This window comes from Arcicella rigui (assembly GCF_034929435.1).
Classification (GTDB): Bacteria; Bacteroidota; Bacteroidia; order Cytophagales; family Spirosomataceae; genus Arcicella; species Arcicella rigui.
The window spans coordinates 132,497-145,955 of sequence record NZ_JAYFUM010000019.1; the positions used below are offsets into that span (position 1 = coordinate 132,497).

The 13,459-nt window shown below is 34.7% G+C and carries 9 protein-coding genes; 3 read left to right on the forward strand and 6 right to left on the reverse strand.

What is annotated here, in order from left to right; all coding sequences use genetic code 11:
- Positions 1 to 13 precede the first annotated feature (13 nt).
- Positions 14 to 607, forward strand: coding sequence for an OmpH family outer membrane protein (locus VB248_RS16045; protein WP_323297814.1), 594 nt, complete (start codon positions 14 to 16; stop codon positions 605 to 607).
- 74 nt (positions 608 to 681) lie between these two features.
- Here the strand turns inward: VB248_RS16045 and VB248_RS16050 are convergent, their stop codons facing one another.
- From VB248_RS16050 to VB248_RS16065, 4 genes are all read right to left on the reverse strand, one after another.
- The gene (locus tag VB248_RS16050) at positions 682 to 1,647 is read right to left on the reverse strand and encodes an AAA family ATPase (RefSeq protein ID WP_323297815.1); all 966 of its coding nucleotides are present in this window, start codon (positions 1,645 to 1,647) and stop codon (positions 682 to 684) included.
- Positions 1,648 to 1,814: 167 nt separating this feature from the next.
- Positions 1,815 to 3,098: a peptidylprolyl isomerase gene (locus VB248_RS16055; RefSeq protein ID WP_323297816.1), complete on the reverse strand. Its 1,284-nt coding sequence runs from the start codon at positions 3,096 to 3,098 to the stop codon at positions 1,815 to 1,817.
- Positions 3,099 to 3,412: 314 nt separating this feature from the next.
- Positions 3,413 to 5,677: a peptidylprolyl isomerase gene (locus VB248_RS16060; RefSeq protein WP_323297817.1), complete on the reverse strand. Its 2,265-nt coding sequence runs from the start codon at positions 5,675 to 5,677 to the stop codon at positions 3,413 to 3,415.
- 250 nt (positions 5,678 to 5,927) lie between these two features.
- A complete protein-coding gene (locus VB248_RS16065) occupies positions 5,928 to 6,662 on the reverse strand; it encodes a hypothetical protein (RefSeq protein ID WP_323297818.1) in 735 nt (244 codons plus the stop codon).
- Positions 6,663 to 6,885: 223 nt separating this feature from the next.
- Here VB248_RS16065 and VB248_RS16070 point away from each other — a divergent pair, with 223 nt between their 5' ends.
- A complete protein-coding gene (locus tag VB248_RS16070; RefSeq protein WP_323297819.1) occupies positions 6,886 to 7,434 on the forward strand; it encodes a DinB family protein in 549 nt (182 codons plus the stop codon).
- 145 nt (positions 7,435 to 7,579) lie between these two features.
- Here the strand turns inward: VB248_RS16070 and VB248_RS16075 are convergent, their stop codons facing one another.
- Together VB248_RS16075 and VB248_RS16080 are read right to left on the reverse strand one after the other, a co-directional pair.
- On the reverse strand, positions 7,580 to 10,384 hold the full coding sequence (locus tag VB248_RS16075; protein ID WP_323297820.1) for a hypothetical protein: 2,805 nt from the start codon (positions 10,382 to 10,384) through the stop codon (positions 7,580 to 7,582).
- Positions 10,385 to 10,477: 93 nt separating this feature from the next.
- On the reverse strand, positions 10,478 to 11,257 hold the full coding sequence (locus VB248_RS16080; protein ID WP_323297821.1) for a formylglycine-generating enzyme family protein: 780 nt from the start codon (positions 11,255 to 11,257) through the stop codon (positions 10,478 to 10,480).
- A gap of 343 nt (positions 11,258 to 11,600) precedes the next feature.
- On the opposite strand from VB248_RS16080, the gene VB248_RS16085 reads away from it, so the two are divergent.
- A complete protein-coding gene (locus tag VB248_RS16085) occupies positions 11,601 to 13,190 on the forward strand; it encodes a GMC family oxidoreductase (RefSeq protein ID WP_323297822.1) in 1,590 nt (529 codons plus the stop codon).
- Positions 13,191 to 13,459 lie beyond the last annotated feature (269 nt).

The following is a 13,459-nucleotide window of genomic DNA, read 5'->3' on the forward strand; positions in this document are numbered from 1 at the left end:
GAATAACAACAAAATGAAAAACAAATTTTTTATTGCTTTATTAGCATTTTTTGCTTTAGCAACAGCGAATGTAAATGCACAACAAAAAATCGGTTACATTAGCTTAGACTATATCTTAGCTCAGATGCCAGAAGCAAAACAAGTAGAAACAGAATTGACTACTACTAAAACGCAGTACGACAATATGTATCAGCAAAAAGTGAAAGACTTTCAAACTAAATTGGCTGATTACGAAAAAAATGCTCCTACAATGGCTGATGTAATCAAGGCTGATAGAGAGAAAGAATTGCAAAGTATGCAAAGTAGCATTGAAGAGTTCCGTCAGAATTCATCAGTTTCTTTACAGAAAAAACAGTCTCAATTGTTACAACCTTTGTTGAAAAAAATTGAAGATAATATGCACGCTGTGGCTAAAGAAAACGGTTATGCTTTCGTATTCAACTACGATGCCGGACAAGGTACTACTCCAATCGTTTTACATGCTCCAGACGATGCTAATATCTCTGATTTAATCTTGAAGAAAATGGGTGTTACTCCAAAACCATTTGCTCCAGCTCCAGCTACTCCAGCAGCTACAACTCCTGCTGCTCCTGCTAAGAAAAACTAATTTCTTTGAAGATATAGCAACAAAAAATCCCCAAGATGTTGAAATCTTGGGGATTTTTTGTGATTCGGTACTTACTAAAGTAATTTTGAAATGATATTTTCAACTGAAATTCCTTCTGCTTCTGCTTTAAAATTCCTTACTATTCTATGACGAAGTACAGCCATTGCTACGGCTTTAACATCTTCAATATCGGGTGAATACTTGCCATTTAAGAGAGCATTGCATTTAGCGGCTAAAACTAAGTTTTGTGAGGCTCTCGGCCCTGCACCCCACTCCAAGTACTTATTGCTCATAGCATCAGCTAACTCGGTGTTTGGTCTTGTTTTATGAACTAATTTTACCGCATACTCTACTACGTTATCGGCAATCGGAACTCTTCTTACTAATTCTTGATAAGCTAAAATTTCTTCACCTGTTACTTGCTGAGTTATTTTGTATTTTTTATCGGAAGTTGTATTTTTTACAATGGCTAATTCCGCTTGATATGAAGGATAATCAAGCGTTACCATAAACATAAATCGGTCTAATTGTGCTTCTGGTAAAGGATAAGTACCTTCTTGCTCAATAGGGTTTTGAGTTGCCAAAACGAAGAAAGGCTTTTCTAATGGATATTTTTTCCCTGCTACCGTTACTGCATATTCTTGCATAGATTCTAATAAAGCCGACTGTGTTTTTGGCGGTGTTCTGTTGATTTCGTCGGCAAGTACGATATTGGCAAAAATAGGCCCTTTTACAAATCTAAAATTACGCTCATTATCCAAAGTTTCTGACCCTACAATATCAGAAGGCATTAAATCAGGTGTAAATTGAATACGATTGAAGTCTAAATCCAGTGCATTGGCAATCGTCTGAATCAACAAAGTTTTTGCTAACCCCGGAACACCTACCAATAAACAGTGTCCTTGACAAAAAATCGCTGTAAGAAGCATTCTAACGGTCTCTTCCTGACCAATCACAACTTTACCTATTTCGGTGCTAAGTTTTTGATAAGATTCTTTTAAAGCATCAACTGCTTCAACATCCGACTTGAATTGAGCCATATCTTTTTTCAGTTTAGGCGGTTTATTGTTTATTGACTATTTGAAATTGAGATAAAATTAAAGTGTCAGGATAATAGAACATTACCTGACACTTACTAAATCTAAATATTTTTTTCTAAAATGATGTACTTAATTACGATTATTTCGAGTTTTTACTGGTCATTAGGTCACTGGTCGTTGATTTTCATCACATTACAAGCCTTGTACTCATCAATTACGTAAATAAAAACATCGTTTTTGGCCGTAGTAAACCATTTTTCTATGGCATTATTTCGTTTACGATTTAAAGCATAAGAAGATAGTTTTTGGAAATCGTCTTCTAAATTGGCAAAGTGAGGTGGATGTTTTGCTTTGTAATACAAAATTCTCACAGCCGAACGTCCATCTTCTGTTCTGTAAGGCATTGGAGCAGAAATTGTTCCTACTTTCATGGTGTCAAGTGTAAAGTATAAACCTGATTCCATTGAACCATCTAAAGCCATTCGTACCGAGCGACTTTGTTGGTCTGTAAGCATTCCGCCATTGTCTTGTGTTGCTTTGTCTTCAGAGTATAGTTTCGCAGCATTTTCAAATTTCAAAGTATCTCTTTGAATCAAAACTTTGATACTATCTAAGAAACGAGTTGGTTCAGCTAAATCAAGACGCTGATAGTCTGGTCTTAATAAAATGTGTAAAGCGTGATACTCTTGTCCACGAATTTCAAGCAATTTAATTAAGTGAAAACCAAATTCAGATTCTACAACATCAGAAATCTCATTTGGTTTCAATTTCAATGCAGCAGATTCAAAAGGAGCAACCATTTGTCCACGCTTTGCAAAACCTAAATCTCCACCTCTTTTTCCAGAACCAATGTCTTCTGAGTACAATTTGGCTAATTCTTCAAAAGAATCACTATTATTCTCTACTCTTTTTTTGTAGTCTCTTAATCTACTCAAAAGCTCTTGTCTTTGTGCTTTAGTCGTTTTTGCTAATCTTACGATGTGTCCAACTTCTACTTCCGAAGGCATATAAGGAAGTGAATCTTTGGGGATAGCATCATAAAAACGTTTGATTTCTTTCGGTGTAATCTTTACATCGCTCGTAATTTTTTCTTGCATTTTACGAGTGGTCAGCTGTTCTTTAATGGCGGCACGAAGTTCGTCTTTCAAAGATGAAATCGTTTTGCCATAAGCTTCAACAATATTTTTTTGTGAGCCAAACTGCTGTTCCATTTGTTCCATTCTGGAATTTAGTTCGGTTTCTACTCTTTTGTCATCCACAATTACAGAGTCAATCTCGGCTTTAGCCAACATCATTTTTCCTACAACTAAGCTTTCAAAAAGTTGGCAACGTGATGGCCCACCTGCCTGTTGTGCGTTTTGTTGTACTTGTGCTTCTAACTCCGACTGTAAAATGTAGTGATTATCTACTTTGGCAATGATTTTATCAATCACAAGCTTTTGTTGAGCCATTAAGGATTGACAAAGTATTGTACAAAAGGCAAAAATGAAGAATTTTGAAAATTTCATCTAAAAATTAACTTTAATATGAAACGTACTACCCAATTTTAGGCTATGCTAATAGTCAATGAAGAAGAGAATAATTTTATTGTATAAGTTAAAATTTTGTATATCAATATTTTAAACTCAAAACTCATTACTCACAATTCACAATGCTAACTTAGAGTACGGCGATAGACAAAGATAAGCTTTTTTAAACTTTAATCTTACACTGCTTCTTCGTTAAAAAGTGTTAAGATTAAAGTTTGAAAGACAAATTGTTTGATTTAATCAAGAATTTGGTTGAGTACCGATTCGTTTGTAAGTACTGGATAACGGTTTTTCAAGTCATTTACCCAGTTTTCTAATAATACTTTTTGGTAATCTTTGGTTACTTGTCCACGGGCTTCTTTGAAAGTTTTGGTACGTGGTTCTTCAACTTTCTGGATATTCACCCAAACAAATCTACCTTTCGATTCAAAACTTCTTTCACCAATTTCCCAAGCAATATTATTCAAGTATTCGTTTTCGTCTTTTTTAAAATACCCTTCTTCGGCTGTAAGGCTGTTGGGTTTTAGGGCATTGAATCGTTTTACAACATCGTCCATCGAGTTGGAGTAAAACTTAATGCCAATTCTACTGTTTTTACTGCGGTCTGTTTTTGAAACAGGTTTGAATTTACTATCGTCTTTTTCGATGATACGTGTAGGCGAAACACCATTACTCATCAAAAAATTAACCACTTTTCTGGCTCTATCTGCCGAAACGTTTTCTTGTTCTTCAGGGTCAGAATTGCCAGTTACTTCTACGATATAATCTCTATTTTTTAGTAAAATAATCCCTAAATCATTGAGCATTTTCTGAGCATCGGGCGAGAAAGTAGATTTATCTTTTTCAAAATAAATGTCTGGGAATCTGCGGTTCATCGGGAACGGAGCTTTAGCCAGTAAAACTTTGGCTTGTTCCATAGTTTCTCTACGTTCGGTGGTCAGTACTTTAGCGAATACTCGGTGTGTGTATTCGTATTGTCCGATATTTTGTTGGTAAAATTTTACTTGTGCTAATGAATCTAAAGATTTTTCTAAGACATACTCATTAAACATTTGTTTTTGTAAAATGCCTTCTCTGTAATCTTGTACCTCTGCACGAAACTCTGGAAACTTAATTTCTAAATTTGATTCTTCGTAGCGAAGATTCTGATTTTCAACAAAAAGATTGTACCAATCTTCTGGCGTTTTTTCGTCAATGGCTTTTAATTTGGCTAATTGACGTTGATTTTTGGTAACAAAATTATAAAAATCTCTGACCGTAGAAGGTGTTTGGTTGATAGTGAAAACGGCTTTTGAAAGGTAATCTTCCGAACCAATTCTATCTTTATAGAAATTATCAATGGCTTCTTGTTTTACAGAAATGGCTTCTTGGTAGTTATTGTCTTTCTGTAAGCGTTTTACCAAATTATTTTTGATGATGGCATTTCTGGAAAGGTCTGAATTAATTTTTTGACGGATAAAAGGGGCCATTTCATCGTACTTGGGCAAAGCTTTTTTGTCAATCAATCTGAAAATATGCCAGCCCAAAGACGTTTGAATGGGTACAGTAAATTCGCTTTTATCTTTCAAAGCAAAAACTGCTTCAACAATTTTTTCGTCAATCAAAGCTCCTGCATCCCACCAACGGTTAATTACGCCTCCACTGTTCTTGGTTCTTATATCTTCTGAATATACTCGGCAAACGCCATCGAATGGTTCACCATTTTTTAGGTAAGTATAAACTTCGTCAATTTTTTTCTTGGCTACATTGCCTTCATCCGAACTTGCAGAAGGAGCAAGGCTGATAAGAATATGAGCTAATTTTACTTTTCCTCTTGATGAATGTCTGTCTAATACTTTAATCAAATGATAGCCTTTGCTGGTGCGGAAAGGCATTGACATTTCACCTTTTGGTGTATTGTAAACGGCAGATTCAAAAGTATAATTATTGTCTAAAACAGTGATAAAGCCTAAATCGCCTCCTTTGATGGCAGAAAGATTATCTTTGGAATGGGCTTTCGCCATTGCCTCGAATGAATCACCTTTAACAATTTTTGCTCTGATATTTTTTAGCTCAGTGTAGGCTGCCATCGTATCGGCAGGACTGGCGTTTTTGGCTAATGGAATGAAAATCTGAGCTACTCTTACTTCCTCACGCATTCGCTCGTAGGTTTCTTGAATGAGTTTCTCAAGGATGGCTTTGTCAACTAAATAAGGAGTGGCTAATTCTTTGCGGTAGGCATCTATTTCTTCACGAAACGCACGAGTGGTATCTTTTCCCATACGTTCGGCGGCGTAAACCATCAGTTTATACTTGATGTAATTATCTAAAAATTCCTTTTGGTTATCTTTTCTTACGCTATCGCTTTGTTGTAGCTTACGGTAGGTTTGTGTAAACTCTTTAGCATCTATACTTCTATTTCCTATTTTGATAGCATAATTGTCATTTTGAGCATTGGAAATATTCGCAATAATCAATAAAGAAGCAATTAGCCCATATATTCTGATTAGTGATTTATTCATTATTTTCAATCTTTTTGTTTGAAATATCACATCTCAAACTTGTAATAACCAATCAAAACGCCTCAGTAATCTATATTCTGAGTGTGCAAATGGTAATTAGAATAACTATTTAATGGTTAAATTATTGTACTAAGCCAACAAAAATACAAATAAAAACCCAGCATTTCAGTATTTACATTCTATTAAAAAATGTAGATAAACGTTAAAATGTCTGTTTAATAGTGATTTATAAGGGCTAAAAAATCATTTTTTATCGAATTTTTAACTCATAATTAATTTTATAGCGAAATGTGTTTTTAAAATGCTCGCCCTCGAAGTTCAACACCACGGGATAGATTTTTTGGGTAGGGTTTAGGCTGTCTAATTTTAGTTCAAAACTACTTTGTCCGAGTAAATCATCTTTATCGTACTGCTCGGCAATTTTCAACCCATAACCTGCTGCTTGAAGACTGGCGAAAACAACAGCCAAAGGCGTTTCGTATTCAGCAATATTGATAATGGTGGCAGGAATTTTTGCCAAACCTCCCAACTCATTAATTTTCTTCACGGTACTTACCGCTTTTTGATAATCGTCAATTTCCATCAGTATCACCGACGACAATAATTTCCCTTGTTCGGGTACTTGTATTTCAAGTTTTTTGAATTTATCTCCTTTGATAATTTCTCCCTTCTTGATGCTTTCAACACCCCAAGAGGCATTGACAGCCTTCATGATTTTTTTATTATCGTCCAACAAAGTAAGCGAATAAGTAAGCGTAATTTCATCCGCAAAACTAAGGTCTTCTTCCAAATCCAATGCCTCGATAGACTTGATACTGATTTCAACAAATTTATCTTGCTTCACGGCTACGGTCTGCGTTTGGGTATTGTTCACTACGGCTTTACTACTTTTACAAGAAGTAAATGCCAGTGAAATGCCAATGAGCAATAAGCCCAACAAAGAGCGGAAATGATTTTGCTGAATAGAAAAGAGATAGACTTTCATGGGATTTTTAAGGTTTATACTTCAAAATAGGACAATTATATGATTCTTTGCAAATTTCTGAAAAGCTATTGACATTTTAGCTTTTTCGGAATGGCTAATCTGTTAAGTAAAAATTATCGAATTTGATGAAGGAAAAGCAAATCTTGGTATTTACCAAGATTTTACAAAAGACAAAGCTTCAACTTTGTAGCAAGAATTAAGCCTCCTAAAAAACATTCCGAAGATGAAAAGTATAGAAAACAGCGTATTGATTGCTCAATTAGAAAACCGAGTAGAAGCTCATTTAAAAGAAAGTATTGAAAGCTTTCAGAACCTTGATGAAGGTCTATTGCTGAAACCTGCCAGCAATGGCGGATGGAGTATCGCCCAATGCCTCGAACACCTCAATACTTATAGTCGATATTATTTGCCAGCTATTCAGAAAGGCTTGGCGAATCAGCGTAAAAAAGGGACAAACTTACAATTCAAAAGCTCATACTTGGGTGCGTACTTTACGCAACTGATGGAACCCAAAGAAAAAATGAGTAAAATGAAGGCATTCAAAGACCATAGTCCTGTGGTGGAATTAGACGCATATACCGTAGTTGCCGAGTTTATCGAACACCAAGAAACACTTTTGAAACTGCTGAAAGCCAGTGTAGCAACCGATATGAATGCCATTCGTATTCCAATTTCGATTACTCGTTTGATACGTTTAAAACTGGGCGATGTCTATCAATTTTTAACGGCACATAATGAACGTCATATTGTACAGGCGAGGAGAAATGTTTGAAGATTAGATATGAATTATGAAAATTGTTGCTTTCGGATTTCAGGTGTCGGATTTCGGATTTATCCAACGGCTTTTTTGAAATACATTATCAAAGCAAAGTCATTTTATTCAATTTCCGAAATCTGAAAACCCAAATCTCTTTTAATCAAGCCTTAAAAAATGCCTCTTTAAATTGCTTTACCACATTTGTCCAAATAGCATCTCTTTCTTCTGTTGTATTTTGTCTTGCATCGCTTTCGCTTGATTTATCGACAAATAGCGTTATCGCTTTTGCTTTGAGAGCAACGTTAAATTGTCCTAATCGAATGGATTCATTGTCCTTTTCTTGAATAATAAAATCACTCCAATCGCAATCTCTGATTTTGATTGGTACAATTTCTTTTTTGTGTTTTAGGGCATGAGGTAACTCTGTATCAATTATATAGCCAGTGTTTAGAAAATCAATACTTACCAAACAAACAAAAATATCACACTCTTCAATTTTTTTGAGAATGACAGAATTCCATTCACCAAAACCTAAATCAGAATCATCAAAAGTATCAATCAAACTTTGTCTTTTGAGCGGATAAAAGTGCTTTTTAAATTCATCACGGTACTTCACATCACTTTTTGAATAGGAAATAAAAATCTTTTTCATAGGATATTTTTCTGGGTCAACAAAGAGAGGGAAATCTCCTTTTCGGTAAAAACATTTAGTGAAATTATCATATACTAAATCACTTTTATTTCCTTTGGTATCAATAGCATCTTCATTTAAAAGCTTGGCATTGATATAATGGTTATTAGGTGCTTTGATAAGCTTATTGTGTTTGATTACTTTTTTATTGAGTGAATCATCAATAAACTGCATGATATTTTTTAGTACAAGATTATCTTTCAATGAATCTGAATGAATAGCTGATAATGATAAACTTGGTTTTTGATTCACAATTCCAAATTTTATCAATAACAAATAGGAGGGATTCATCGCATTATGACTTTCTGTTGCATTTTCCAAATACAGAATCACCTTATTTTTCCAAACCAATAATTGAAATTTATCTTCTACTTTTTCTTTGGCTATGAATTGAAAAAACTCTGCAATGATACTTGTAAGCAATTGAGTATGATAAAAACCTGTAAACTCGTATTTTATAAAAGGGTCTTGAAATAATTTTAATAATAAAATCTCTGATGGATATTTCGGCTCAGATAAATATTGTGGAACGAGATAATGCTCACCACCTATTTGAAATATCATTTTTTCATGGAGTAGAAAAGCAATGATAAAATCAAGATGTGCTAAGGCATTATTATATTCTTTGGCAACAAGCCATTTTTCAGCATCATTTTTATTAAAATATCCATTTCCCAATAAGTTTTTAAGATTCAAAATGGCATAAATCCATTGACTAAACAAGGCTAAATTAACAATTACTTTTTCTGCTAAATCCTTTGGAATTGTTTGTCCTTCTTTGGTTTCACAGAGAAAAATATAATAGCTATCGTGTAATAATTTTAATTCAATCTCAGAGATTTGTTCTCGGTCCTCATTTAAAAATGCAGATTTATCTACAATCGCATTGGTTGGATTCTCTTTTTGAATATTTTCACCCAACATTTTAATATCTTGCCTTAATTGATCCTGACGAATATCTTCTAAAAGCCATTTGTCTATGGTTGTTTTAATATGATTTGAATCTTTAAGTTTTGTCCCGTCTATCTTTCGTAGTGGAAAATGCCAAAATTCTGTGGCAACAAATTCCTCTTCTAAGCTTTTTTGATTAAGTCTTTGGGCTTTCTTATTTTCTTTTAGGTTTTCTAATAAAGCTAATTTGATATTTTTTTGTTGAAATAGGCTATGAATATCCTGATTTTTGTCTTGTCCAGATATTCGTAAATTGCTATTTAGGCTACTTAGCCAATAATGCTTTGGGAAAGTATCGTCTTCTCTAATGACTTCTCCTTCTCCTTTGGCTGGAATATTGTCATATATATCTTCTTGTCCGTTGCCATAAACCAATAAATAATTGGCATTAATACTGTAAAAAGAGAGATGAGCATTATGATAAAAATCTTGTCCGCCAAAATCAAAGACTTGGATAACTTTATCTTTTTCGGGTTCATAAGTAAAAATATTAATACCATGCGTACTTGAACCATCGGCTTTGTCACTATCTAAAAGTATATTGCAAAGACTTGTTTTGCCTGCTTGCGTATTGCCCAGTAGAATAAGCTTTTTCCGAAAAATCGAAACCAACTCTTTTTTCTCTTTTCTTTTTACCTCTTTCTCTCCAATTACCTCCTCCTCCTCTTCTTCCTCTCCAAAATAAGCTTTTAAAACTTCAATATCACCTCTTTCTAAAGTATTGATTAAACTCTCTGTTAAAGGATTATTTCTCCAAAAAAGATAATCAATTGTAAGTGGAGTTTTTTGAGTAATAAACCTTAAGAAGGTTGTATCACTGATACGATTTTGAGCAAAATTAAAGTACCATAAGGCGGATAATTGCTTAGGTAAAACTATATCTTCAATGATACAGTAGGAAGTATCAAATTTTTGTAAAGAAGAAAAACTACCTTCAAGATGTAACACTTGAAGGTTGATACAGTGATGGGTATTTAGTTCTACAAGAGAAGATAAGTTTTTTAATATTATTCTGTTTAAAGCTACATTCTGACTTAAATTAACATATTTAAGTTTTGGAAATTTTCTACCATCAATAATTACCTCTTTGAGTAAAGTATTTGATATATATAAAACTTCTAAACAATTACTAATACTTTTATAGTCGAATACTTCTTGAGCATCAATTCGTTCTACTGCACCACTTACATGCAAGCCCAGACGATTATTATCAAAATAGTATCTTAAATCATATTTTTCACTAAGTGTAATTTTAATTGGGTCAATATTGTCAGTTATTCTGATAAAACCTGTTCTTTTTAGGTATTCTTCAAGACTTTGCATATAAATTTTGTACTTAGGTTGGTCCTTCTATTAATTGGTTACTACTCTTTCCTCTACTACACTCAAAGCTCAACAAAAGATAAATTTCTTGGTTTAAACTGGGAGGAAAACTAACCGAAAGCCATCACTGCCAATACGACGGTCTGGATAGTAGTATTTACGAAAGGCTACTCTACAAAACTCAACTTGATCGTACCAACGACCGCCACGAAGAACACGCATAGTGGCTGATTGCTGATAAGCCTCTCCATTATTAGGTATCTTTTGGTAATCTTCTACATAATTATCAATGCACCATTCAAAAATATTCCCAGACATATCATAAACTCCCAATCTATTAGGTTGTTTTAGTCCTACTGGCATGGTTTGAGCATTAGAGTTCTCATCAAACCATGATACATCATGGATATTGTTACTACCTGCATATAAAAATTTATCAGGATTATCCCAAGCTTTACCTCCTCTGGCTGCGTATTCCCATTGGGCTTCTGAGGGTAATGAAAATTTACCATTTAGAGAAGGATGTTCCTCTTTGAGTTTATTATTTAATTGCTTTAAAAAAGAATCCACTCCTTTATATATATCATTCCAAGAAACCATTTCTACTGGTTTATATTTTCCTTTAAAATGTGATGGATTTTCTCCTTTGATATATTCATAAAACTCTTGCGTCACAGGATATTTGCCTATAAAATAGCTATTATTAAAAGTAATGGTAGCTTCCTTTTCATTTTCAATACCAGAATTATTATCCCCAATATTAAAAGTTCCTTTTTCTACATATACCATTTCGGTGTAGTCTAAACCAAATAGTTTGGTGTCTCCGTTTTCGTTAAATTCTAATAGTTCTCCTTCTTTGTATTCTATTTTCATGGGCTTGCTTTTCAATGGATTAAATATAGAAAATTAAATTGAGAAATGAGATTCCAAATCGTTGCATAGCCCAAGGAATTTAAGGATATTGTGGGTAAAATCTAAAATACGTGCTATTAAATAATTTATTGGAAATCTTGCGTAAGCATTTTATGAAATTCCGCTGTTTGAGCGAAGCGAGTTTCGGAATTTCTTGATTTTCTTTTGTTACTTTTCTTGCATCAAGGCAAGAAAAGTAAGAACTATCAAAGGGATTTTTTGAGATTTAGTTGATGCTTGTTATTACACTTTACAAAATTTTACCAATGTTTATTAAGCATAATTGATTAATTCCAAAAACAATATGAAACCAGATTATATCATTATCGGGGCGGGTTCGGCTGGCTGTGTGTTGGCAAATCGTCTTTCTGAAAATCCCAAGATTCAAGTAGTGTTAATGGAGGCAGGTGGCGACGACCGCAAGCTGGAAATTCAGATTCCTGCTGCCTATTCTGCCCTGAATTACACGAAGGTAAACTGGAATTTTTATACCGAAACACAGCCTTATGTGAATCATCGCCAAATGTATCAGCCTCGTGGCAAGGCTTTGGGCGGTAGCAGTGCAATCAATTGCATGGCATATATTCGGGGCAATCGGGAGGATTATAATGATTGGGAACGTTGGGGAAATAAGGGTTGGAATTATCAAGCGATGTTACCTTACTTCAAAAAATCAGAGGATAATCAGCAATTTCAAAATGAATTTCATGGTCGGGGTGGTTTGTTGAATGTGGCTCATAATCAATATATTACGCCATTGGCGGAGGCTTTTGTACAAGCCAATATTCAAAATGGGATTCCCGAAAATCTTGATTTTAACGGGAGTACGCAAGAAGGAGCAGGGAAATTTCAGTTTACGATTAAAGATGGCAAACGGGTTTCTACGGCTGCGGCATTTATCAAACCTGTCCTCAATCGCCCGAATTTAAAAGTGATTACGAGGGCATACATTACAAAATTATTGTATAAAAACGATGCGGTAGTAGGAGTGGAGTACTTGCAAGAAAAGTCAAAAAATCCAGAGCGTTTGGAGGTAGCCAAAGAGGTGATTTTGTCGGCTGGAGCATTTCAAAGTCCGCAAATATTAATGCTTTCGGGCATTGGAGATGCTGATTATTTACAGCTTTTCGGGATTGATTGTCGCTTAGATTTAAAAGGCGTTGGACAAAACCTTTCCGATCATTTGTTTGTCAATATGAACGTCTTGGGTTCGCTGAAAAATACTTCTTATAATACCGTTTTGAATTTCAAGAATGTATTGAAATACTTTATTCAGAAAAAAGGCCCGCTTACTTCAAGTCCACTGGAAGCTTGTTCTTTTGTAAGAACCAAAGAAGGACTCGACCGCCCTGATATTCAATTTCATTTTTCGCCTGCTTGGGGCTATGATATTCATGATTTTGACGGCAGACCGAAATCAGAAGGTTTTACTATTTTACCGACTTTGTTGAAACCTAAAAGTAGAGGTTTTATAGGTTTACATTCAAATAATCCCTTAGACGCTCCGCTGATTGACCCACAATATTTTTCAAATCCAGAAGACATGCAAACGTTACTGCGTGGTGTGAAAAAAGCAAAAGAAGTACTTTTGTCGGAAGCTTTTGACCATTTGAGAATAGGCAAGCAACTAAATTTTCCAGCAAAATCTGATACAGACGAAGAGTTGATTGAGCATATCAAAAACGCTTGTGAAACAGTGTATCATCCTTGCGGAACGTGCAAAATGGGTATTGATGAAATGGCAGTAGTATCGCCAGAAGGCTTGAAAGTAAGAGGAATCGCAGGGCTAAGAGTAGTAGATGCGTCGGTAATTCCAGAAGTAATAGCAGGAAACACAAACGCCCCCGTGATAGCCGTAGCAGAAAAAGCAGCGGATTTGATTTTGAATGGGTAAACCTCATCCCCCAGCCCCTTCTCCTGCAGAGAAGGGGAGCTTTTGAATGGGTTATGTTTCTGATTATTAGATATTTGCAAATTTTTGTTTGAGTCGTAGCTCTCATTGAGAATTGGAGCAGCCTTTCAAGTTTAAAGCCCCCCTCTCAGTAGCAGGGTTGTTAAGTTCTGATATTTTATTAATTTTGTCCAAATAATATTTTGTAATGGAGATTAATGATTTTTTTAAAAGCCTTTCAGACCCACGTAGAGGTCAAGGTCAACGCTATC